At 66.3% G+C, this 21,855-nt stretch carries 20 protein-coding genes, 1 tRNA gene and 1 pseudogene; 15 read left to right on the forward strand and 7 right to left on the reverse strand.

Annotated features, from left to right (window positions below):
• Positions 1 to 150 precede the first annotated feature (150 nt).
• The 12 genes and pseudogenes from AC1RQK_RS16165 to AC1RQK_RS16220 all read left to right on the forward strand — a co-directional run bounded on the left by AC1RQK_RS16165 (position 151) and on the right by AC1RQK_RS16220 (position 9,902).
• Positions 151 to 1,119 (forward strand): LysR substrate-binding domain-containing protein, encoded by a 969-nt coding sequence (locus AC1RQK_RS16165; RefSeq protein WP_492809838.1) that lies wholly within the window; start codon positions 151 to 153, stop codon positions 1,117 to 1,119.
• Positions 1,120 to 1,272: 153 nt separating this feature from the next.
• Entirely contained in the window at positions 1,273 to 2,742 is a 1,470-nt protein-coding gene (locus tag AC1RQK_RS16170; protein WP_492809840.1) for a 2-hydroxymuconic semialdehyde dehydrogenase, read from the forward strand.
• A 21-nt stretch (positions 2,743 to 2,763) separates the two neighbouring features.
• The gene (locus tag AC1RQK_RS16175) at positions 2,764 to 3,597 is read left to right on the forward strand and encodes a 2-keto-4-pentenoate hydratase (RefSeq protein ID WP_492374100.1); all 834 of its coding nucleotides are present in this window, start codon (positions 2,764 to 2,766) and stop codon (positions 3,595 to 3,597) included.
• 8 nt (positions 3,598 to 3,605) lie between these two features.
• The gene (locus AC1RQK_RS16180) at positions 3,606 to 4,577 is read left to right on the forward strand and encodes an acetaldehyde dehydrogenase (acetylating) (protein ID WP_492374099.1); all 972 of its coding nucleotides are present in this window, start codon (positions 3,606 to 3,608) and stop codon (positions 4,575 to 4,577) included.
• Positions 4,574 to 5,668 carry a 4-hydroxy-2-oxovalerate aldolase gene (gene dmpG, locus AC1RQK_RS16185; RefSeq protein WP_492809842.1) on the forward strand — a complete coding sequence of 365 codons (1,095 nt, stop codon included), beginning with the start codon at positions 4,574 to 4,576 and terminating at the stop codon, positions 5,666 to 5,668. Before AC1RQK_RS16180 ends, dmpG begins: the two co-directional genes overlap by 4 nt.
• Positions 5,665 to 6,435: a 2-keto-4-pentenoate hydratase gene (locus AC1RQK_RS16190; protein WP_492809844.1), complete on the forward strand. Its 771-nt coding sequence runs from the start codon at positions 5,665 to 5,667 to the stop codon at positions 6,433 to 6,435. The genes dmpG and AC1RQK_RS16190 overlap by 4 nt, the downstream gene beginning before the upstream one ends.
• Before the next feature lie 16 nt (positions 6,436 to 6,451).
• Positions 6,452 to 6,874, forward strand: coding sequence for a RidA family protein (locus AC1RQK_RS16195; RefSeq protein WP_492809846.1), 423 nt, complete (start codon positions 6,452 to 6,454; stop codon positions 6,872 to 6,874).
• A 73-nt stretch (positions 6,875 to 6,947) separates the two neighbouring features.
• Positions 6,948 to 7,496, forward strand: coding sequence for a 3-hydroxyanthranilate 3,4-dioxygenase (locus tag AC1RQK_RS16200; protein ID WP_492809848.1), 549 nt, complete (start codon positions 6,948 to 6,950; stop codon positions 7,494 to 7,496).
• Positions 7,493 to 8,506 carry an amidohydrolase family protein gene (locus AC1RQK_RS16205; RefSeq protein WP_492809850.1) on the forward strand — a complete coding sequence of 338 codons (1,014 nt, stop codon included), beginning with the start codon at positions 7,493 to 7,495 and terminating at the stop codon, positions 8,504 to 8,506. Before AC1RQK_RS16200 ends, AC1RQK_RS16205 begins: the two co-directional genes overlap by 4 nt.
• A gap of 97 nt (positions 8,507 to 8,603) precedes the next feature.
• Positions 8,604 to 9,359, forward strand: a pseudogene (locus AC1RQK_RS16210) (amino acid permease); the annotation flags it as partial.
• 68 nt (positions 9,360 to 9,427) lie between these two features.
• Positions 9,428 to 9,700, forward strand: a complete 273-nt coding sequence (locus AC1RQK_RS16215; RefSeq protein WP_492809852.1) for a hypothetical protein — start codon at positions 9,428 to 9,430, stop codon at positions 9,698 to 9,700.
• A 126-nt stretch (positions 9,701 to 9,826) separates the two neighbouring features.
• Positions 9,827 to 9,902 (forward strand) — tRNA-Thr (locus AC1RQK_RS16220).
• A gap of 584 nt (positions 9,903 to 10,486) precedes the next feature.
• Here the strand turns inward: AC1RQK_RS16220 and AC1RQK_RS16225 are convergent.
• The 3 genes from AC1RQK_RS16225 to AC1RQK_RS16235 all read right to left on the reverse strand — a co-directional run bounded on the left by AC1RQK_RS16225 (position 10,487) and on the right by AC1RQK_RS16235 (position 12,787).
• A complete protein-coding gene (locus AC1RQK_RS16225; protein WP_492374093.1) occupies positions 10,487 to 10,621 on the reverse strand; it encodes a hypothetical protein in 135 nt (44 codons plus the stop codon).
• A gap of 425 nt (positions 10,622 to 11,046) precedes the next feature.
• On the reverse strand, positions 11,047 to 11,331 hold the full coding sequence (locus AC1RQK_RS16230; RefSeq protein WP_492809854.1) for a hypothetical protein: 285 nt from the start codon (positions 11,329 to 11,331) through the stop codon (positions 11,047 to 11,049).
• Between the two features lie 244 nt (positions 11,332 to 11,575).
• Entirely contained in the window at positions 11,576 to 12,787 is a 1,212-nt protein-coding gene (locus AC1RQK_RS16235; RefSeq protein ID WP_492809856.1) for a DUF4382 domain-containing protein, read from the reverse strand.
• 684 nt (positions 12,788 to 13,471) lie between these two features.
• Between AC1RQK_RS16235 and AC1RQK_RS16240 the strand changes: the two genes are divergently transcribed.
• Positions 13,472 to 13,837 (forward strand): hypothetical protein, encoded by a 366-nt coding sequence (locus tag AC1RQK_RS16240; protein WP_492809858.1) that lies wholly within the window; start codon positions 13,472 to 13,474, stop codon positions 13,835 to 13,837.
• Between the two features lie 97 nt (positions 13,838 to 13,934).
• Here AC1RQK_RS16240 and AC1RQK_RS16245 read toward each other — a convergent pair whose 3' ends face one another.
• A complete protein-coding gene (locus tag AC1RQK_RS16245; RefSeq protein ID WP_492809860.1) occupies positions 13,935 to 14,189 on the reverse strand; it encodes a hypothetical protein in 255 nt (84 codons plus the stop codon).
• A gap of 392 nt (positions 14,190 to 14,581) precedes the next feature.
• On the opposite strand from AC1RQK_RS16245, the gene AC1RQK_RS16250 reads away from it, so the two are divergent.
• Positions 14,582 to 15,451: a transcriptional regulator gene (locus AC1RQK_RS16250; RefSeq protein WP_492376657.1), complete on the forward strand. Its 870-nt coding sequence runs from the start codon at positions 14,582 to 14,584 to the stop codon at positions 15,449 to 15,451.
• 495 nt (positions 15,452 to 15,946) lie between these two features.
• Positions 15,947 to 16,510: a hypothetical protein gene (locus AC1RQK_RS16255; protein ID WP_492376656.1), complete on the forward strand. Its 564-nt coding sequence runs from the start codon at positions 15,947 to 15,949 to the stop codon at positions 16,508 to 16,510.
• A gap of 230 nt (positions 16,511 to 16,740) precedes the next feature.
• On the opposite strand, the gene AC1RQK_RS16260 is transcribed toward AC1RQK_RS16255, so the two are convergent.
• The 3 genes from AC1RQK_RS16260 to AC1RQK_RS16270 form a co-directional block, all read right to left on the reverse strand.
• Positions 16,741 to 18,765 carry a gamma-glutamyltransferase family protein gene (locus AC1RQK_RS16260; protein ID WP_492809993.1) on the reverse strand — a complete coding sequence of 675 codons (2,025 nt, stop codon included), beginning with the start codon at positions 18,763 to 18,765 and terminating at the stop codon, positions 16,741 to 16,743.
• A gap of 386 nt (positions 18,766 to 19,151) precedes the next feature.
• A complete protein-coding gene (locus AC1RQK_RS16265) occupies positions 19,152 to 19,661 on the reverse strand; it encodes a response regulator (RefSeq protein ID WP_492809863.1) in 510 nt (169 codons plus the stop codon).
• A gap of 291 nt (positions 19,662 to 19,952) precedes the next feature.
• Positions 19,953 to 21,644 (reverse strand): flagellar assembly protein A, encoded by a 1,692-nt coding sequence (locus tag AC1RQK_RS16270; RefSeq protein ID WP_492809865.1) that lies wholly within the window; start codon positions 21,642 to 21,644, stop codon positions 19,953 to 19,955.
• Positions 21,645 to 21,855 lie beyond the last annotated feature (211 nt).

Genomic DNA, 21,855 nt, shown 5'->3' on the forward strand with positions numbered 1-21,855 from the left:
GGTCGTACTCGGTGTAGATCGCGAATACGCCTTTGCCGGCGCGGCCCGCGAGGCGCGCCGGCGGTAAACCTCAATATAGCGGCACCGGTGCCCACCCTATAATCGGCGCATGGTCTTCCGCCCCACCAGGCGGTCAAAGCAATGTGCCTCATGTCCAGCCGTCCCACCGTTACCTTGAGCGACGTGATGCTGCGCCGCCTCAAGCTCAAGCCCCTGTTGATCTTCGATCGCGTGCTGCAGTCCGGCTCCATCGTGCGGGCAGCGCGTGAGCTGAGCCTGACCCAGCCCGCCGTCACCAAGGCGATCCAGGAGCTGGAAGAAGACCTCGAAGTCCCCCTGTTCGAGCGCACCAACCGCGGCGTGGTGCCGACCAGCTACGGCCTGCTGCTGGGCGAGCGCGTGAAGTCGGTCATCGCCGAGCTGCGCTACCTCACCGACGAGCTCAACAGCTTCCGCTCGGGCGACACCGGCAACGTCATCGTCGGCACGCTGATCTCCGCCTCGGCCCGGCTGCTGCCGCGCACCATCGCGCTGATGAAAACGCGCCGCCCCGGCATCCTGGTGACGGTGCGCGAAGCCCCCACCGACCGTCTCTTCCCCGCCCTTGCCACCGGCGAGCTCGATCTGGTCATCGGCCGCCTGCCGGAGAGCGATCTGCCGCTCGCCCGCATGTTCGCGCTCACGCACACCGCGCTGTACGACACCGCGATGTGCGTGGTGGTGGCACGCGACAACCCGCTGGCGATCAGCGCCGGCCTGCGCCTGGCCGAACTGACCGCGCATCCGTGGATCCTCCCGCTGAACGAATCTCCCGCGCGCCTGGCCGCCGAGCGCCTGTTCCTCGACGCCGGCCTGCAGGTGCCCGCCAACCTGGTGGAGTCGCTCTCGCTGCTGACCAATATCGGCCTGATGCAGGATCTCGGCGCCATCGGCCTGATGGCGCGCGACGTGGCCGATCATTTCGTGCGCCTCGGGCTGCTGGCCATCCTTGACCTGGGCGATATCGGGCGCTTTGGCACCATCGGATATTCGGTGCGCACGGACCGCGCGCCGGCACCCGCCGCCGCGCATTTCATCGCCTGCCTGCGCGAAGCCGCCGCACTGCCGCCAGAGCGCTGAGCACTCCGAAGCCGGCCACCCTGGCCCCTTCCAGACATGCCATTTTGGAATACCAGGGGCCTTCTTCTTCATTATGCAAGGCCGGGGGGCGCTCCATATACTGGTCCTCGCTGCGCACCCTTCCCCCACCCCGCGCAGCACGGAGACCAACCCGTGCCCAAGCAAAACATTCCACTCATCCGGCACTACATCGACGGCGAGTTCGTCGCCAGCGCCGGCACTTTTCCCGACACCTGCCCGGTGGACGGCCACCTTGTCGCCAACGTGTGCGAAGCCGATGCGGCGCTCGTGGACCGCGCCGTGCAAGCCGCGCGGCGCGCGCTGCAAGGCCCCTGGGGACAACTCGACGTACAACAGCGCGCGGCGCTGCTGCACCGCATCGCCGACGGCATCGAAGCCCGCTTCGACGCGTTCGTGGCCGCCGAGGTGGAAGACACCGGCCGCCCCGAGCACCAGGCCCGCACGCTGGACGTAGCACGCGCCGTCACCAACTTTCGCACCTTCGCCGACCTCGCCAAGACCGCCGGCAACGAACTGTACGAGACGCCCACGGCGGATGGCGCGGGCGCGCTCAACTACACGGTGCGCAAGCCCGTGGGCGTGGTCGGCATCATCTCGCCGTGGAACCTGCCGCTGCTGCTGCTGACCTGGAAGGTCGCGCCCGCGCTCGCGTGCGGCAACACCGTGGTGGCCAAGCCATCGGAAGAGACCCCGGCCTCGGCCGCGCTGCTGGCCGAGGTCATCCACCAGGCCGGCGTGCCGCACGGCGTGTTCAACCTGCTGCACGGCTTCGGCGGCGGCTCCACCGGCGAGTTCCTCACCCGCCACGACGGCATCGACGCCATCACGTTCACGGGCGAGTCCAGGACCGGCAGCACCATCATGCGTGCGGTGGCCGACGGCGTGAAGGAAATCTCCTTCGAGCTCGGCGGCAAGAACGCCGCGGTTGTGTTCGCCGACGCCGATTTCGACGCCGCGGTGGCGGGCGTGCTGCGCTCGTCCTTTACCAACGCCGGCCAGGTTTGCCTGTGCTCCGAGCGCGTATTTGTCGAGCGGCCGATCTTCGATGCCTTTGTGGCGGCGCTCAAGGCGCGCACGCAGGCGCTCAAGCTCGGCTACCCCGGCGACGATGGCGTGGACATGGGCCCGTTGATCTCGCGCGGCCACCGCGACAAGGTGGAGTCGTATTTCCGCCTCGCGGTGGAAGAAGGCGCCACCGTGGTCTGCGGCGGCAAGGTGCCGGTGTTCGGCGATGCGCGCGACGAAGGCGCGTACGTGATGCCCACCATCTGGACCGGCCTGCCGGACAGCGCACGCTGCGTCACCGAGGAGATCTTCGGCCCGGTCTGCCATATCGCGCCGTTCGACAGCGAAGACGAAGTCGTCGCCCGCGTCAACCACAGCGCCTACGGCCTGGCCTGCGCGCTGTGGACCACCAACCTGACACGCGCCCACCGCGTAGCGCGCCAGGTGCGCGTGGGCCTGACCTGGGTCAACACCTGGTACCTGCGCGACCTGCGCACGCCCTTCGGCGGCGTCGGCCTCTCGGGCCTGGGCCGCGAAGGTGGACGCCACTCGCTCGACTTCTACTCGGAAGTGGCGAACATCTGCATCAAGCTCTGAGCCATGACAACCATGACAACCATGACAAACGAGACCCAACAACCCTCCAACGCCGACGCCGCCATCCGCGCCGCCGCCGACCTGCTGTGGCAGGCGCATGCCGGGCATGCGCCCTGCGCGCCGGTGCGCACGCTGATCGGCGAAACCGATCCGCAGGCCGCCTATCAGGTGCAGGAGATCAACACGCAGCGCTGGCTCGCCGCAGGCCGCCGCCTGGTGGGCCGCAAGATCGGCCTGACCTCGCGCGCCGTGCAACAGCAGCTGGGCGTGGGCGAGCCGGATTTCGGCATGCTGTTCGCCGACATGGCCGTGGCCGAGGGCGAGGAGATCGACCTGCGCCGCGTGCTGCAGCCCAAGATCGAAGCCGAGATCGCGCTGGTGCTGGCGCATCCGCTTGCGCATGAGCGCCACACCATCGCCGACCTGATCCGCGCCACCGCCTACGCCTTGCCCGCTGCGGAGATCGTCGGCAGCCGCGTGGCCAACTGGGATATCCGCCTGGCCGACACGATTGCCGACAACGCATCCAGCGGCCTGTTCGCGCTCGGCTCGCGCCCCGTCAAGCTGGCGGACCTGGACCTCATCGGCTGCGGCATGGTGATGGAGCGCCGCGGCGAACAGGTCTCGCTCGGCACCGGCGCCGCCTGCCTGGGCAATCCGTTGCACGCCGCATTGTGGCTGGCCGACACCATGGTGCGCGTGGGCCGTCCGCTGCAGGCCGGCGACATCGTCATGACCGGCGCGCTGGGCCCGATGGTGCCGGTTGCCGCCGGCGACGCCTTCGACCTGGAGATCGAAGGGCTGGGACGCCTGTCCACGCGCTTCGCCCCGGCCAACAAGGAGCCATCCGCATGAGCATGAACATGAGCATAAGCAAGCCATCCCGGACGCGCCTGCGCGCAGCCATCATCGGCTCCGGCAATATCGGCACCGACCTGATGATCAAGATCCTGCGCCACGGCCAGCACCTGGAAGTCGGCGCCATGGTCGGCATCGACGCCGCCTCCGACGGCCTCGCCCGCGCGCAGCGCCTCGGCGTGCCCACCACGCATGAAGGCATCGAGGGGCTGCTTGGCATGCCCGGCTTCGCGGACATCCGCGTGGCCTTCGATGCCACCTCGGCCGGCGCCCATATGCATCACAACGCCGTGCTGCAGAAGCACGGCATCCAGGTGATCGACCTCACCCCGGCGGCTATCGGCCCCTATGTGGTGCCGGTGGTCAACCTGGACGCCCACCTCAATGCGCCCAACCTCAATATGGTCACCTGCGGCGGGCAGGCGACGATCCCCATCGTGCGTGCCGTATCGCAAGTGGCGCCGGTGAGCTACGCCGAAATCGTCGCGTCCATCGCCAGCCGCTCGGCCGGCCCGGGCACGCGCGCCAATATCGACGAGTTCACCGAAACCACCTCCAATGCGATCGTGGAAGTGGGCGGCGCCGCGCACGGCAAGGCCATCATCGTGCTGAACCCGGCGGAGCCGCCGCTGCTGATGCGCGACACGGTGTTCTGCCTGACCGCGGCCGATGCCGACCAGGATGCCATCCGCGCCTCGGTCGAGCGCATGGTGGCGCAGGTGGCCGCCTATGTGCCCGGCTACCGGCTCAAGCAGCGAGTCCAGTTCGAGCGCATCGACCCAGCGCGCCCGCTCACGCTGCCGGGCATCGGCCGCCTGGCCGGCCTCAAGGTCTCGGTGTTCCTGGAGGTGGAAGGCGCCGCGCACTACCTGCCCGCCTACGCCGGCAATCTCGACATCATGACGTCCGCCGCGCTGGCCGCCGCCGAGCGCGTGGCCGGGCACAAGCTGGCGCGCGCGCAAGGAGCAACGCAATGACCGCAGCACCACATCCCGCAGGCAATACCATGAAGAAAGTCCATGTGTCGGACGTGACGCTGCGCGACGGCATGCACGCCATCCGCCACCAATACAGCCTGCCGCAAGCCGTGGCCATCGCCCGCGCGCTGGACGCGGCACGCGTGGACAGCATCGAGGTGGCCCACGGCGACGGCCTCAACGGCTCGAGCTTCAACTACGGCTTTGGCGCGCACACCGATCTCGAATGGATCGCCGCGGTGGCGGCGGAACTCAAGCACGCACGCGTGGCCACGCTGCTGCTGCCCGGCATCGGCACCATCCACGACCTGCGCGCCGCCTACGACGCCGGCGCGCGCACCGTGCGCATCGCCACCCACTGCACCGAGGCCGACATCTCGCGCCAGCATATCGAGTACGCGCGCAAGCTCGGCATGGATACCGTGGGCTTTCTGATGATGTCGCACATGACCACGCCGGCGGCGCTGGCGCAGCAAGCCAGGCTGATGGAATCCTACGGCGCGCAGTGCGTGTACGTGGTGGACTCCGGCGGCGCGCTGTCGATGCGCGACGTGGCCGAGCGCTTCGATGCGTTCAAGCAAGTGCTAGATCCCGCCACCGAGACCGGCATGCACGCCCACCACAACCTGTCGCTGGGCGTGGCCAATTCCATGGTGGCGCTGGAGCATGGCTGCGACCGCGTGGATGCCTCGCTCGCCGGCATGGGCGCGGGTGCGGGCAACGCACCGCTGGAGGTCTTCATCGCGGCGATCGACCGCGCGGGCATTGCGCACGGCACTGATCTCTACGCGCTGATGGACGCCGCGGACGACCTGGTTCGCCCGCTGCAGGACCGCCCCGTGCGCGTCGACCGCGAAACACTGGCGCTTGGCTATGCTGGCGTGTACTCCAGCTTCCTGCGCCACGCCGAGGCTGCCTCCGCGCGCTACGGCATTGCCACCGTCGACATCCTGGTCGAGCTCGGACGCCGCCGCATGGTCGGCGGACAGGAGGACATGATCGTGGACGTGGCGCTGGACCTGTTGCGCCAGCGCGATCCGGCCACCAATCCCACCGCCCCCACCAACAACCCGATCGCGAGTGCCGCATGATTGCCGATCAGATTACCCAGTACGCCACGCGCCTCGACGACGCCGCGCGCCAGCGTGAAGCCATCGACCCGCTGGGTGGCGCCACACCATTTTCCATCGATGACGCCTACGCCATTCAGGCCGGCGCCATCGCGCTGCGCCACGCGCGCGGCGAGCGACCGATCGGCATCAAGCTCGGCTTCACCAGCCGCGCCAAGATGGTCCAGATGGGCGTGGACAGCCTGATCTGGGGCCAGCTCACCGATGCCATGTTGTGCGAGGAAGGCGCCGCGCTCGCGCTCGACGCCTTTATCCATCCGCGCATCGAGCCCGAGGTGTGCTTCCTGACATCGCGCGATATCGCCGGCCCGCTCACCTTGCTCGATGCCGGCGGCTACATCGAGGCGGTGGCCCCGGCCATGGAGATCATCGACTCGCGCTATCGCAACTTCAAGTTCTCGCTGGCCGACGTGGTCGCCGACAACTGCTCGTCCGCCGCGCTGGTGGTGGGTCCGTGGTCGCGCCCGGACAGCGCGCTGGCCAACCGCGGCGTGCAGCTCGAGATCGACGGCCGCCCGGCGCAGCTCGGCACGACCGCGGCCATCCTCGGCAACCCGCTGCGGGCGCTGGTACAGGCCTCGCAACTGCTGGCGCGGGCCGGCATGGTGCTGCCGGCCGGCTCGCTGATCATGGCCGGCGCTGCCACCGCGGCCGAGCCGCTGCGTCCCGGCTGCCACGTGCGCACCCGCGTGAGCGGGCTGGGGCAAGTCGAACTGAGCACACGCTGACAACCGGAGACCACGCATGACTACGCTTTCCAAAGTCCTGACCGGCAAGGCCACCCCGCGCGGCCGCTTCCCGCACGTGAAGCGCGCCGGCGACTTCCTGTTCGTCTCGGGCACCAGCTCGCGCCGTGCGGACAACAGCTTCGCCGGCGCTAGCGCCGACGCCATGGGCGTGACCGCGCTCGACATCCGCGAGCAGACCCGCGCCGTGATCCTCAATATCCGCGAGATCCTGCAAAGCGTCGGCTGCGATTTGTCCGACCTGGTGGAGATCACCACCTTTCTCGTCAACATGAACGATTTCGGCGGCTACAACGAGGTCTACGGCGAGTACTTCGATTACGACGGCCCGACCCGCACCACCGTGGCCGTGCACCAGTTGCCGCACCCGTACCTGCTCATCGAGATCAAGGCCGTGGCCTACCAGCCGCTTCCGCGCTGATGCGCTGATGCGCTGATGCACAGACACGCCCGACATCGCAACCGCAACCTCACCCGCACAAGAGACTCGCGCCATGTTCACCTACGGCATGCCCCTCAACTTCCCGCGCTGGCTGGACGAGCACGCGCACCTGCTCAAGCCGCCCGTGGGCAACCAGCAGGTCTGGCAGGACGCCGACACCATCGTCACGGTGGTGGGCGGCCCCAACCAGCGCACGGATTTCCATGACGATCCGCTCGAAGAGTTCTTCTACCAGTTCAAGGGCAATGCCTGGCTGGACATCATGGACCGTGGCAAGCGCGAGCGAGTGGACCTCAAGGAGGGCGACATTTTCCTGTTGCCCCCGCACGTGCGGCATTCCCCGCAACGCCCCGAGGCCGACAGCCGCTGCCTGGTCATCGAGCGCCAGCGCCCCGAAGGCGTGGTGGACGGCTTCGAGTGGTATTGCCCCGAGTGCAGCGCACTGGTGCACCGCGTGGAGGTGCAGCTCAAGAGCATCGTCACCGACCTGCCGCCGCTGTTTGCCGGCTTTTACGACAACGCAGCGCTGCGCCGCTGCGGGCAATGCGGCACGGTGCATCCGGGCCGGGCCTCGGCATCAGCCAGCAAGGACCCTGAATGAGCACCAACAGCGTGGTGGACATCCACAGCCACTTCTTCCCGCCCATCACCCGCCAGGAGGCCGCGGCGCTTGACCCCGTCGCCGCGCCCTGGCTGCAGACCAATGGCACTGACACGGCCATGATCATGACCGGCGACCAGCCGTTCCGCCCGGTCTACTCCGCGCTGTGGGACCCCGCGCGCCGCATCGAGGAAATGGACCGCTGCGGCGTCGACATCCAGTTGATGTGCGCCACGCCCGTGATGTTCGGCTACCGCTATCCGGCAGACGTCGCGGTGCCCTGGTCGCAGCGCATGAACGACTACGCGCTGGCGCTCTGCGCGCACCGTCCCGCGCGGCTCAAGGCGCTGGCCCAGGTGCCGCTGCAGGATATCGACGCCGCCTGCCGCGAAGCCTCGCGCGCCAAGGCCGGTGGCCATGTCGGCGTGCAGATCGGCAACCACCTCGGCGACCGCGACCTCGACGACGAAGGCCTGATCACTTTCCTCATCCACTGCGCCAACGAAGGCATTGCCGTACTGGTGCACCCGTGGGACATGATGGGCGCCCCGCGCATGAAAAAGTGGATGCTGCCGTGGCTGGTATCCATGCCGGCGGAAACGCAGCTCGGCATCCTGTCGCTGATCCTGTCCGGCGCGTTCGAGCGCATCCCGGCCTCGCTCAAGCTGTGCTTCGCGCATGGCGGCGGCAGCTTCGCCTTCCTGCTCGGCCGCGTCGACAACGCCTGGCGCCATCGCGACATCGTGCGCGAGGACTGCCCGCACCCGCCCTCGTCGTATGTCAACCGCTTCTTCGTGGACTCCGCTGTGTTCGACCCGCGCGCGCTCAAGCTGCTGGTCGACGTGATGGGCGAGGACCGGGTGATGCTGGGTTCGGACTACCCCTATCCGCTCGGCGAGCAACAGGTCGGCGCGCTGATCCGCGGGACCGATCTTGCCGACGCGGCGCGCCGCAAGCTGCTGGGCGCCAATGCAGCCGCATTCTTCGGGCTCGGGACTAACAAGTCATAAACGACAAACAACAAACAACAAGCCACAAACGACCAGCCACAAATGACGCCGCTCGCGCCCCACAAGGCACGGGCGTCGGGCAAACCAAGGAGGAGACATGGAACAAGGAAACGGGCAACGCCACGCAAGCGGAGGCTTCCAGCAAATCGTCCAGCGCGAGCAAGGCCTGCACCGCAGCCTCAAACCCGCTCAGCTCGCCATGATCGCCATTGGCGGCGCCATCGGCACCGGCCTGTTCATGGGCAGCGGCTTTGCCATCGGCTTCGCCGGCCCCGGCGTGCTGCTCAGCTACGCCATCGGCGCGCTGGTCACGCTGCTGCTGATGGGCTGCCTGGCCGAGATGACGGTAGCCCACCCCACCTCCGGCTCCTTCGGCGCCTATGCCGAGCACTATGTCAGCCCGCTCGCCGGCTTCCAGGTGCGCTACGCCTACTGGGCCTCCATCGTGCTCGCGGTCGGCACCGAAGTCACCGCCGTGGCGCTCTACATGGGGTACTGGTTCCCGCAGGTGCCCGCCTGGTTCTGGATCGTCTCGTTCTCCGCCGCGCTGATCCTGATCAACCTGGTCGGCGTAGGCATCTTCGGCGCCGTCGAATACCTGTTCTCGATGGTCAAGATCATCGCCATCGTCGCCTTTATCCTGGTGGCCGCCTACATCGTCTTCGGCGCGCCCGGCAGCACCGGCAGCGGCGCGGCCGGCGCCGGCTTCCACCACTACACGGCGCACGGCGGCTTCCTGCCAAACGGTTTGTGGGGCATGTGGGTCGCGGTGATCGTCTCGATCTTCAGCTACCCCAGCATCGAGATGATCGCGGTCGCCGCCGGCGAAGCCCAGGACCCCGAGCGCGCCGTGCTGATGAACCAGGTGAAGAGGGCGCCGAACATGGAGATGGCCATCATCAGCAGGAAGGCGTCGCCGGGGTGATCTTCGTCACCCACTACCGCTTCCGCCGCCAATGGGCCGCCGCCGGCAACCGCCCCCCCCTGGCCTTGCGCATGCGCGGCTTCCCCGTGCTCACGCTGCTAGGCGCCGGCATGCTGCTGGCCATCATGCTGACCACCCTGTTTACCGACGCCTTCCGCATGACGCTGCTCACCGGCATCCCCTTCCTGGCGGTGCTCAGCGTGGCCTACCTGCTCTGGTTCCGCCAGCGCGCCGAACCCGCGCCACTGGCCGCCAACGATGCCGCCTGAATGATCGTGCCGCCACCTGGCGGCGCGCCTGCGGGGACTCCCGGCAAAATTTTTGCGCCGGGGCTTCCCAGCAAAAAAAAACGCTGCTATGATTGCGGGCTTCATCCGGTTGTTGACGGATGGTGGGCCGAAGTAGCTCAGTCGGTAGAGCAGCTCATTCGTAATGAGAAGGTCGGGGGTTCGATTCCTCTCTTCGGCACCATAAGATTCAAGCACTTAGCCCAACCTGTCCGGTTGGGCTTTGTTGTTTCTGGACTTCGTGTAACCGCCTTGTAAGCGAATTTCGTCAACGGGGCACGGGCCACCCCCGGCAGCACCACCAGAAGTCCTTGGCCGACTTTTAGGGCGACTGCATCCCCTGTATCTCCGATCCCCTGTCCACACCTCCACCGGCGATCGGGGAGGCAAGCACATCGTGGGTGTAGGTATGAACCTTCCACGCGCCGCACTGCTTTCCCACCACTCAGAAGTGCCCTGCGTCGATCGCTACGATCTAGGAGTTACCGTGCAGCCAATGTTCATCGTCAGGGCTGATGGCATCGTTAGGCACGCAAAGGCCCCGTGAAGGCCCAGTGAAGGACGAAATCGGCTTGCCAGTGGACTCGTCGTCATCCCCCCTCATCAATTTGAGGGAGGAAAGGAACTCGATATTTTCCTTTTCGGCCTGCCCAGGATTCAAGATGTCATCCGCGATCCCGACAGCGCCTACGAAACGCCCCAGATTGACGGGATCGGACCGGCTTCCATATACGTCTATTTGGCCGATCTTTCCTGCGCCGCTCACTTTCAGTAACAGCCCGACAGGATGATTTCGCTACTAAAGTTGCCGTTTGCTAAGTTCAGCCTTTTCAGCTCGTTGATTCCGCGCTGGAAACGCTCATCGTTCAGCACAACCACGATGCCATTCTTCGCCTTTCGCATTTGCCTGATCGTGTCGGAACCATCAGCTAGCGCAAGCGCATCGAACTTCGCGTGAAATGCCTCGGGAGTGAGGTCGCCCCACGGCTCGACACCATTGCCGTTGCTCGGCTACGAACCTGTAGAGGTTTGCGCCAACGGTGGCGACTGACTCAATGAGGAAGAATCGGCAGCCGCGGCAACAGGCGGTGACGATTTCAGTTGCTGCTCCGTCAACTTAGGTGGTTCGTCGATTCGCCTTTTTCGACTTGCTCCACCACCGCCAGCTTAAAAGCCAGGCTGTCATCCCGCTGAGTTCGCTTTTCGACCGCTTCCAATGGACTCTCCTTCCTTGCAAGGGAAAAAGTGTCAACCTTAGTCAGGACGGGTCAGGTCAAAGAGAAAAGCCCGCGAACTGCGGGCTTTAAACGACGGATCGGTTCAAGCGATTAGCTCTTGCGATGCGAATGCGCCTTCCCGTTGGGCGCACGGGCACGCATCTCGCTCCGATCCGCTGCACGCGCATGACCTCTGTCACGGTCTATCGCGTCCGGACCGTTGGAGTTGCGCAAGCCGCTGCCGCTGATGTGGCTGTCCGAGCGGCCACCAAAATCGCCCCTGGCTCCAGCGGCTCCGCCGCCCATGCCGCCACCGCCGCGCTGGGCGAAGGCGGCCATCGAGCTCGTCGCCAGGATGGCGATAGCGATCAAGGATAGTACGCGGGTCTTGCTCATCAAATTCTCCTTTCTCTAATCAGCTTAGCAACGTCCTTTCTTGGCCTGCCCTGGTGGGCAGGAGCCAGAACTGGGGCCCGGATCTACGACCACCGCAGGTGTCTGAACGGCGACACCAGGCGTATAGACCGTGCAGCCGGTCACAAGCGTGGTGGCCAGCAGCGCGCCGAGTACGAATTTCATTTCTTGTTCTCGCTTGTCTGAATCGGGCGCCGGCGATGCCGGCACCCTTCCTTGCTTCGCGTCAGAATGCGAAGTTCTGGGTTACGTTACTCACGGTCACATTGACCTGCTGCGTGCTGACCGTCCCGCCGGAGCTCGTGGCCTGGATGCTGTACTTGCCTGCCGCAGTCGCGTCTGCCGCCAGCGGAATTGGCAGGGAGGTCTGGTAAGTCCCTACCGATGGTGCGCCCGCCGGCAGAGCCGGCTGCGTCGGGAACAGGCTGTAGGCACCGGTATCGGACGCGGCCGCAGTCGCGGCAACCTCGAAAGTGCCGCCGCCAGTCAGTTGCAGGGCGCGGATCGTCGCCTGCGCGCTGGCCGGAGTCACGGTACCGGAAACGGTGCGGAACACTGACGTCGGCAGGCTGATCGGTGCCGCTGCGGTCGCAACGGCGGTGCTGCCGCCCGCCACCACCGGCACGCTGCGCACGATGCCGGTGCCTCGGCCATTCGTCGAGGTCGGCACAATCACCACATCCACATTGCCGGCGGTACTGCTCTGTTCGATCGGAGACAGAGTGAAGTTGCCATTGGCATCAGCCGCGGTCGCCTTGACCACCACGCCGTTGCGTTCGGCATAGACCTGGGCGCCGGGCGCGCCGGCCAGCACACCTGTGACGGCGCCGCTCACGACGGTGGGCAGCGCCGTCACCACAGGCTTAAGACCAAAGGTGCCGTTGCCGCGCGTGACGATCGACTTGCAGGCATCGAAGTCCAATACCAGGTCGGTCAGGGTATTGGGCGCCACGGTGAAGGGGCGGATGATCTTGATGCCGGTCTGTACCGCGCTGGGCGTATCAAGGGCCTGCTCGGTACCGCCGGTTGGCACCACCGAATTAGCCGGCGCGCCGGCGCCGTTGGGTACGAGCACGAGGCGGATCTGCTGATACGTGCCGGCCGGCAGCGGGGTCTGGCCGAGCGTGGTGAGCACGCCATTGGTGAGCGAAAGCAGGTCGATTCGTCGCGCCGGGCTAAGCACAACGTCGGTCCAGCCGCTGCCGTTGATGTCGGCATTGGAATCGGTGTTGACGCGCACCCTGTCGACCGTGACGAACACATGGTCGAAACCGCAAGCGGGCGCGTCGGTCATCGACACGCTTAGCGTGCCCGAACCGCTTGTGCCGGACGACGAGCCATCACCCCCACCGCCACAGGCAGCAAGAGCAAGCGCGCCGAACGCAGCGCCTAGCGCGAGAGTGCGTCGAAACAAGGGGGAAATGCCTTTGCGATTCATAGTTGTTTTCGGCCAAGTGTTGGGGCAACAGGAGCATAAGTCCCCGCGAATGCCGCACGCTGTAAGAATTTGTAATGCGTGTCACAGATCTACCGCAGGGTTACGGAGACGCCACATCCCGTAACATTTGCGACGCATCGTCCAATCGACGGCGTTGACCGTAGCCTCACGCGTGCTTCGGCCGCGGCGCCACTGGACCCGGCTCGGTAGCCGTCAGCTCAAGCGGATAGGGCCGCATGAAGCCGCGTGCCTGCCCTGCCTGGCGAAGAAGTTTGACGGCGCTTTGCCAACCTGGGGCAGCAGTGGCAAAAGAATCACCTGCTATGGGGCACCGTAAGATTTTGGGGTATGTAACGGGTATGAATTTCAATCAGAACACGAGATTCCCCAGCATAGGCCTGATTACAGCAACTTTTCGATTCCTCTGTTCCCATAAGAATTCCAAAGTTTGACCAGCATTGCCTAGAAACCCAGACAGCGTAACGCTCTCCGGGTTTTTTGTTGCCCAGCGTTTGCAAGCTTTGCCCAGCGTCCACCACATTTCTGGGGTATGGGCCTTTAAGGGTACGCCATGCACATGTCCGGAATCCTGCGCCGCCATTCCTTGGTACCATCCAGCCCCGGACTCGCACGTGCCAAGGTGCACGCGTCGCTCCCTGCTATGCAACCCATGGAGATCATGCTGTGCAATACAAGAAGGTGCTGGCAGCAGTGGCCTGCCTGATATCAGCGGCTTGCACGACGCCCGTGCCATCCGCCGGCCGACAGATGTCAACCTATGACAGCGACACCGAATACACGGTGGAGTACGTCGCAGACGGTTTCACCCTCATGGTCAACTATCGCTATCCGCAGCTCTTCGTGCGCTCCAGCGCGGCGGAGGCGGCATGCAAGTCAGCGCTGACCAGCGTGGCCAACAGCCTGGCCGAGCGCCGGCAACGGCAGCTCGAGCCGGTCAACGAGCAACGCATCCAGGTCGCCACCAGCAGGACTTGGTCTGGAAAATTCGCCACCTGCTCTGCCTCCGCGCCGATAGCCTGGAAGCGCTGACAACGGGGCGACAGCCCCGGCCTAGCGGCGCTGCTGACGAAGGTCGGTGCGACACTTTATCGGCCGGGCCTGAATGAACGCGTGATCGCGACACGGCTCAGCGGCCATGGCCACCTCCGCGTCCGCCGTGGCGTCCCCCGCCATGGCCACGCCCGCCGAAGAAGACCGCACCGCCATAAAATCCAGGCCACCAACCGTAGTTGTAGTAGGGGCCGTAGGGGTAGGGATAGTAAGGCTCATAGGCGCCGTAGGCCGGGTAACTGTAGCCATAGGCATCATAAGCAGGCACTACCACGCAGCCGGCCAGCAGCAAGGCCGCACCGATTGTGAGGTTTCTGATATATGTGCTCATCGCGCCCTCCTGACGCGTTTGACCAGTTAGACACGAATCTCCCTTGTCCATTCCTGGCGTGAGCCGGTCCAGCGCTTTCGGCAGGTAGTATTTCGCCCACCGCGTTCCCCCGCACCGCCCACGTTACGTAACGCGTAACAGCGACGTAACAGCACCGCGCCATCCCCCACGCGGCGAGACTCAGCAGCCACCCCCTCCCCCGCCTCGGCCACAGCGCCCGCAACCCTTGCCTGGCAACACTTCCAGCCTGATCGCATCCGCCCCGTGCCGCCACTGCGCCGCGATCGCAATTGCCGTCATCCCTATGGCACGACCATTGCCTTAGTCCTTGTCATTCACGCGCGCATCGCGCAGGGACTTGCATGACGGGCCACGACGAAGAGAGAGAGCAAATGACATCAATTTTCAGCAGCGAGGAGTTGGACGCGTATTTCTCTTCGTACGCCGGCATGGAGGGAGGGAACATCGGCGCGGCTGTCTGGATATGCGATAAGGAGCCGCACCTGCTTGCGTCTTCGCCGGGTGCCTCGCTGGCGCCGGTGCATGAGCCGCCCGCCTGGGACAGCGCATTCCGCGAGCGCCACCGGCATGACATGCCGCGCTGGCAGACGCACCAGCGCCTCGCCCGCATCATGGCGGCGACGCGCGCGGCAACGCTGCGTGAAACCATGCCGGGGCTGGACTGGCGCGGCTACTTCGACCAGTACCTCTACGCGCCGCGCGGCTGGGAGTTCAAGATCAATATCTATCCCCTGCCCAAGCCGCAGCAGATGGACCTGGCGCAGATCGAGACCTTTCGCCGCAATCCGTGCCTCAGCCCGAACTGGCGCTATGTGGAATTCTGCCGCCAGGGTGGGCGCTTCCGCTTTATCGCGGAGCAGCGCCGGCGCATGCGCCCCAAGGTGATTCTCTGCACGGGGCAGGCCGAGGAAGAGGAATTCCTGCTGGCGTTCGGCTTCCAGGGCGTACCCTGCTCGGAGCATCACCTGCAGCCGGCGGACCTGGTCAAGACGCTGCGCGTGTACTCGCACGAGGGCACCCAACTGGTCATCTGCCCGAAGGTGGGCGGGCCGACCGGCATCAACTCGGACACGCTGCTCGACGCGATGGGCGCCTTCCTGTCGGTCTGGCTCGACGCAGCGGATTTTCCGGATGTGCGCGCGCAAGCCATGCGTGCGGAGGCACCCGCCGGCACCGCGCACCTGGCCTGGCGCGCGATGACGCACAGCCAGACTGGTTCCGCCAGCGCGTCTCCGGTATGAGACAAGCGCCGCTGCCACTGCCGCGGCGCTCGCCAGCCCGCATCGTCAAACGCGTGTTTGCCTGATTGCGCCATGCCCTGGCGCTGCCGCCTGGCAGCCGCCAGCGGCATATCACCCCTCCCCCTGCCTGCCTGCGCAAGCTCGCGCAATGTCCCCTTTTTACCGGAAGGTTGATATCCGCTTGCCCTCCAATCCCCTCCATAGGCTTACGGCATTCGATTGATTGAATCCCACGCGCCGAAGCACCAGACTGGTATCACGATAAATACAAAACCGGCCCGCCGATCCAATTGGCTGCCGGGACCGATGACGAAGCGGCCGCGCAGCACGCGGTACGCGTTCGCACTTGCCACGCAACCGGGGAACATCATGCACACCGCCGCCACCTAGGGCCGCCGGCGCCACGCCGGACTCGCGCAGGATGGCTGCGCCCGCACGCCGATTCGCGTCGCGTCCAGCCAGCTCCCAGCCAAGACAATCGACAAGGAAGCGGCCATGGATGCTTATCCAGTTCCTGGCGCGGCGAGGTATCGCCTTTTTCCGCGCAAGCTCCTGATGGTGTTTGCGCTAGGCGCATCTCTGTGGGCCGTCGCCGCCCGCGCGGATGACAGCACGCCGCCAGACACCCCGGCAGATCCGGCGCAGGTTACGCCGGCGCCCGCCTTCAGCCCCCAGGTCTGGCTGAACGCCGGGTTTTTCTCTTACCACTTCAATCATGCAGCGCACTACAACGCGGCCAACTGGGGCATCGGCGCGGATGTCCGCATCACCGAGGACTTCACCTTGTCGGCCGGCGAGTACCGCAACAGCATGCGCGATCACTCCACCTATGCGAGCGTCACCTGGCAGCCTTTGCATCTTGGCCCGGTGCGGATCGGTGCCACGGCGGGTGCGGTGCGCGGGTATCCGGATGTCAATCACGGTGGCTGGTCGCCGATGGCGGCGCCCGTCATCAGCATCGAGTATGGGCGCGTGGGTGCGAACCTGATCTACGTGCCGACGATGCGGGGGAAGGTGGATGGCTGCATCTCGCTGCAGCTCAAGATCCGGGTCTGGTAGGCGATTTCCGTAGTGGAAAGGTGGAAAGGTGGAGAAGGCGAGGAAAAAAAAGCGCCGCATGCGACAGCATGCAGCGCCACGGAAGGAGGGCCAAGGGATTAGGCCCTCTCGGGAAAACCACCCCCGGGGAGAGAGCGGTAAGTGGCTACTGTAGCGAGCGCACTCGCATCGGCCTACCAGCCGCTTCCCAATGCATGTGGAGAAATTTCCGCAAACCCTTCCGTTCCGGCTTATGGCTTGAACGTATCGCCCAGCACCACGCCTTCACGACGCGGATCGGCCCCGCCGACCAGCGCCGTCGACCCGCCCACGGTGGTGCGGATGATGGCGCTCAAGCCACTCGACTGCGCCGTCACGTTGACCACGTGGCCGAGCCCGCGCAGGCCCTTGACCAGCGGATCGTTGTCGCCGGCCAGGCCGCCGGCCGGCTTGGTGGCATCCACGTTGGGATGCTCGCCGCCGACCATCATGCCGCTGGTGGCGCTGTTTGAGCCACCGAAGTCGATCATCGACACGGCCTGCTGCGCGTCCATCTTCCAGTCCAGCACACCCACCAGGGTCTTGGCTACGTACTGGATGATGCTGGCGCCGCCCGGCGAACCGGTGGTCATGTAGAAGTCGCCGCGCGAACCGTCGGCATTGCGCTTGAACACCAGCGTGGGCGCCATCGAGCTGCGCGGGCGCTTGCCCGGCTGCACGCGGTTGGCGATCGGCACGCCGCCGGCATCGGCGGGTGCCGCGTTGAAGTCGGTCAGCTGGTTGTTGAGCAGGAAGCCGTTGGTGAAGTGATATGAACCGAGGCCAGCCTCGATGGTGGTGGTCATCGAGACGACGTTGCCGTACTTGTCGGTCAGCGACAGGTGCGTGGTGCCGTGCTCGTTAATGACCGACGGGGCCAGCGGCACGGCGCCGAGGTCACCCGCGGCGACCGGCAGCGTCATGGAGCCCACCGTGCTGATCAGGTCCGCCCGCTTGCGCAGGTAAGGCTTGTTCAGCATGCTTTCCCAACTGCCGCCCGGCAGGCCGATGAAGTCGGTATCCGCCACATACTTGTTGCGGTCGGCATAGGCCAGGTTGCCTGCCTCGGCCATCAGGTGGACGCCGAGCACATTCGGGCGGCCGCCGTTCTTGTCCATGTTCGACGGCGCATAGCGCGACATCTCGTAGTTCTCGACGATGCCCAAGATCTGCGCCACCGCGATGCCGCCCGAGGACGGCGGCGGCATGCCGCAGATCTCGTACTCGCGATAGGTCGTGCAAACCGCCGTGCGCTTCTTGGCGACGTAGCTCTCCAGGTCGGCCAGCGTGGTCAGGCCTGGCGTGGCGGTGCCGCCGTACGTGTTCTGGATCTTGGCGACGATCGCCTGGGCAATCGGGCCGTTCTTGTAGAACGCATCCGCGCCGCCGCTGGCGACCGAGGTGAACACATTGGCCAGCGCCGGGTTCTTGATGATAGTGTTGACCGCGCGCGGGGTGCCGTCGGCATTGAGGAAGTAACCGGCCATCTCGGCGTCGCGCTTGATGCTGGGGGCCGTCACCGGGTTGCTGACCGCCGAGGCGATCGCGGCAGCCATGCGGGGCGGAATCGGGAACCCATCGGTCGCCAGCTTGATGGCGGGAGAGAACAAGTCCTTCCAGGCCAGCTTGCCGTGCTCGCCGTGCGCCAGCTCCAGCACGCGCAACGTGCCGGGCGTGCCGATGGAGCGCCCGCTGTGCGTCGCGTTAGGTGCCGGCGTAGTCTGGTCGGCGGCGGACTTCCATTGGATATAGTTGCCGTCGGCGGCGGCCGGCGCCATCTCGCGCCCGTCGTAGGCGGTGACCTGCTTGGTGGCCGCATCGTAGTACATGATGAAGGAGCCGCCGCCGATGCCGGAGGATTGCGGCTCGACCAGGTTCAGCACCATCTGCGCCGCTACCGCGGCGTCCACCGCCGTGCCGCCGTTCTTCAGCACGTCGCAGGCGGCCTTGGTCGAGACCGGGTTGTTGGTCACCGCCATATAGGTCTTGGCGTAGACCGTATTCTTGGGCGCATAGCCGGTGGCGATCTCCGGCGCGTTGGGGTCGCCCGGCAACACCACGGCTTCCCCGCCGGTGGTGCCGTTCAGTTCGCAGCCCGAGACCACCGTCGGGGTGGTCGAAGCCGGGGTGGTAGCAACGGGATCGTCGCCGCCGCAGGCACCCAGGGTCAGCGCCAGGGAGGCGAGCGCAATGGTGCTGAGCCGGGTCGGTGTGAAGCGGGTGCCGGCCGGATCCATAGGCAAGGTCACCGCTTCGTGAGCAGTTTGTGGCATGTTCTTCCTGTCTTATGTTGAGGCTTCAGAAAATCGACGCTTCCCTCGTCGATCGCCGCAACCGCTGCTGATGGGGGAGCGGTTGTGACGAAGGATCAACATAGACCTGCCATTCGCGATTCTGAATTGCTACATGTCTGAATTTACAGACATGCGAACGTGGTTCATACTTGGGAGTGCTGCAAGATGCGCATCTGGCTGTCGTGGACACGGACGCGTTGACGCTCTGCCCCCGCCCCCCCAGTCACGCCTCATCCGCCCCGAGCAGCGCCACCGTGCATGCCAGCCCGTCCATGCGCCCCGCCGCGTCGATCGCGATTTGATGCAGCCGGAGTGGATTGAAGCACGGCTCAGGCAGCCAGCACCTCGGCCTCGAGCATGCTGCTGATGGCGGCTTCCAGGGTCACAAGCGCCGCTGTCTTGGGCAGGCAGCAGCAGATGCCGTAGCCCATCTCCGGCGGCGGCATGTGCAGCCACATATTGTCCGACAGCAGCAGCACCCGCTGGGCGGGCAGCATGCTCCGCAGCTTGCGCAGCAGGCGCCAGCCGCTGGTCACGTCCTGCGGCATGCCAAACACCAGCAAGCCGGCCTCGCGGATCGTCGTCCCGTGCATGGAGAGATCGTCCGGATCCACGCCGTCCACCTGCTCCACGCCAGGCATGCTCTCCAGCATGCGGGCCAGGCCGAGGCGCAGCAGCGCGCATTCGTCGATCACCACCGCCCTGAGCGGCACCGTGCCGTGCGACGCTAGCGGCAGCCTGGCAACCTGCCGCGCCGACATGGCCGATGGCACGCCCTGCGAGACACCTCGCGAGGTGATGCTGTCTACGCCTGCCCGGCTGGTGAGTGCCATGTCCATGATTCCTCCTTTTGTTTTTTTCTGGAACGGCGCCAGCGGGGACGCCTGACACGGTACGGTGCAAGGCACGTGCCAGCCGCCAGCGCGGGCTCTCTGGTGGAGCTGGGCAGGCCGCTGCGCCTTGTGGGGCAAGGGCTTGGCGCTTGCGCGGGGACTCGGGCACCGCGGCCCGGGCGGGGCCGCGGCATGTTACGCGTCACGTAACGTGTTCCGCCTCGTGTTCCGTTCGGCACATGCGAAACCGCCGCGCAAAAAGCGCGGCGGCCGGCGTGCGACGGGACGCAGGGTGACTCAGACCAGCGCGATGCGGTCCTCCACCAGCCGGATATGGCCGCCCGGCTTGTCCTCCATGATCTTCATCGACTTCTGCCCGATATGCAGGCTGCAACCGCCGTGAATGCGCCGGCTCACCTCGATCACCGCCTCGGGAGACGGGCGAAGCTGCTCGGCGAGCTTGGCGAGCCTGGCGTCGAGCGCAATCGAGTCGCGGGTGAGCTTGAACAGCGTGGCGCGTGCCTTCTCGCGCAGGTCGCCCACCGCTTTCTCGGGATTCTTGGCGAAGAAGCTGACCAGTTGCTGCACCTTGGCCTGCTCCGCCTCCAGCTGGCGGCGCTGGGACTCGAGCTCGGCCTTCTCGGCTTCGGCATAGGGATTGGTGCCCACCTGCACGGTGGTGGCGGTACCCGCGGAGGCGCCGAGGGTAGCGGTGCGCACAGCCAGTTGCGCACGGCAGCGCCCGCCGGTGATGTTGCCCTGGCCACCCTTGGGGCTGCCGGCAACGATGCTGCGCCCGGCGCAGACGTCGCTCTGGCGGATGCCGCTTTCCACCTTGACCTCGGTGCCGGCCTCGACCACCGCGCTTTCGATGAAGCGCGCATGCAGCGAGCCCTTGCAGGTCACCCGCGCCAGCGCGACGCCCTCGGCGCCCTGTTGTGTGCCTTGATGCGCGCCTTGATGCGCGCCCTCGGCCTTGCCGATGATGCCGCCTTTCACCACCACATTGCCGCCCGCCTCCACATGGGCAGCCTCGATGGTGCCGCCGACGATCACGTCGCCGGTCACGCGCACGGTCATGCCGGTCCTGATATCCCCATTGACGCGCAGCGTGCCGTCGAAGGTGACGTTGCCGGAGTGCATGTCCACCGCTTCCACATCGACCACCGGGCTCACCGATGCGCCCTGCGCCGACAAGGACGGCGAGCCCGAGATCGCCGCCACCAGTACCTCGGGATCGGCGGGATCAGCCGCCACGCCGGTCAGGCCGTCCGCAAATGGCGGGTCGGCGGCCGGCACGGCGGGCACGACCTTGCCGAAGACATCGATGCCATCGCTGCCCTGGCGGGCCGGGATGCGCCGCATCAGCGGCGTGCCGGGATTCACCAGCAATAGCGTGCCCAGGTCGCGCAGGTCGATGCGGCCGCTTTCGTCCTCGGCCACCAACGGCTTTGGGGGGGCCAGCAGGCTCTCGAAGCGCGCCGGCATGCCGGGCAGCGGCGGGCGTCCCGTGGCAATCTCGAGCCCGTCGCAATAGCCCGCCTCGACCGCGCCACGCAGGGCCGCGCTGTCCGGCTCGACTTTGATGCCGCGCTCGGCCAGCGCGGCACGGATCTCGTCCCGTGACACCTCGCGCCCGCCTTGCGGCGGCAGCAGGTTGAGCCGCACGCTCAGGTTGTCGCTGCTGACGCTGAGATCGAAATAGCCGTCGGTCAGCTCGCCGATCAGCGCCTCCACGGGCGTCCCCTCGGTGGCGCGCTGGCATTGCGCGAGAAAGGCGCCGATTGCGGCGCTGTCCAGCTTCGCCTGCGCCCAGCCGCCCCTGGCCAGCGCCTCTTGCAGCGCGGCGCGGTCCGGCGCCATGCGGCCCGGCATGGCAGCATACGCCGCGCGAAGCTGCCGCGCGCTATCGTCCAGGCTAACCCGTAAGCCGCCGGCCTCTGTGTCTTGTCCCCGGTTTTCCATTCGGTTGTTCCATTGATGGATCATGTCCGGACGGCTCCGCCCCGTCCTCGGGGCCATCCGCAATCCCAGCCTCGGCAGTGCCGCGCCGCCGCTGCGCCATGGCGCGGCCGCCCGGTGCCCGTGGCCTGCCAGGCAGGCCTTTGAAGCCGGGGATGTCATTGACGCGCCACGGGATCTCGGTCCCTTTTGACGCACACAACACCATCGGCCGTTTCGCCGAAAACTTGAGCCGCAG

The sequence above is a fragment of the Cupriavidus sp. GW822-FHT02D05 genome, assembly GCF_058802485.1.

Bases quoted from the DNA above. Each gene is read 5' to 3' on its own strand.
- AC1RQK_RS16250 (WP_492376657.1), top strand. From the start codon at position 14,582: ATGACATCAATTTTCAGCAGCGAGGAGTTGGACGCGTATTTCTCTTCG.
- AC1RQK_RS16195 (WP_492809846.1), top strand. From the start codon at position 6,452: ATGACTACGCTTTCCAAAGTCCTGACCGGCAAGGCCACCCCGCGCGGC.
- AC1RQK_RS16245 (WP_492809860.1), bottom strand. From the start codon at position 14,189: ATGAGCACATATATCAGAAACCTCACAATCGGTGCGGCCTTGCTGCTG.
- AC1RQK_RS16165 (WP_492809838.1), top strand. From the start codon at position 151: ATGTCCAGCCGTCCCACCGTTACCTTGAGCGACGTGATGCTGCGCCGC.
- dmpG (WP_492809842.1), top strand. From the start codon at position 4,574: ATGACCGCAGCACCACATCCCGCAGGCAATACCATGAAGAAAGTCCAT.
- AC1RQK_RS16235 (WP_492809856.1), bottom strand. From the start codon at position 12,787: ATGAATCGCAAAGGCATTTCCCCCTTGTTTCGACGCACTCTCGCGCTA.
- AC1RQK_RS16190 (WP_492809844.1), top strand. From the start codon at position 5,665: ATGATTGCCGATCAGATTACCCAGTACGCCACGCGCCTCGACGACGCC.
- AC1RQK_RS16265 (WP_492809863.1), bottom strand. From the start codon at position 19,661: ATGGACATGGCACTCACCAGCCGGGCAGGCGTAGACAGCATCACCTCG.
- AC1RQK_RS16255 (WP_492376656.1), top strand. From the start codon at position 15,947: ATGGATGCTTATCCAGTTCCTGGCGCGGCGAGGTATCGCCTTTTTCCG.
- AC1RQK_RS16180 (WP_492374099.1), top strand. From the start codon at position 3,606: ATGAGCATAAGCAAGCCATCCCGGACGCGCCTGCGCGCAGCCATCATC.
- AC1RQK_RS16200 (WP_492809848.1), top strand. From the start codon at position 6,948: ATGTTCACCTACGGCATGCCCCTCAACTTCCCGCGCTGGCTGGACGAG.
- AC1RQK_RS16175 (WP_492374100.1), top strand. From the start codon at position 2,764: ATGACAAACGAGACCCAACAACCCTCCAACGCCGACGCCGCCATCCGC.
- AC1RQK_RS16230 (WP_492809854.1), bottom strand. From the start codon at position 11,331: ATGAGCAAGACCCGCGTACTATCCTTGATCGCTATCGCCATCCTGGCG.
- AC1RQK_RS16260 (WP_492809993.1), bottom strand. From the start codon at position 18,765: ATGGATCCGGCCGGCACCCGCTTCACACCGACCCGGCTCAGCACCATT.
- AC1RQK_RS16225 (WP_492374093.1), bottom strand. From the start codon at position 10,621: ATGCGAAAGGCGAAGAATGGCATCGTGGTTGTGCTGAACGATGAGCGT.
- AC1RQK_RS16205 (WP_492809850.1), top strand. From the start codon at position 7,493: ATGAGCACCAACAGCGTGGTGGACATCCACAGCCACTTCTTCCCGCCC.
- AC1RQK_RS16270 (WP_492809865.1), bottom strand. From the start codon at position 21,644: ATGATCCATCAATGGAACAACCGAATGGAAAACCGGGGACAAGACACA.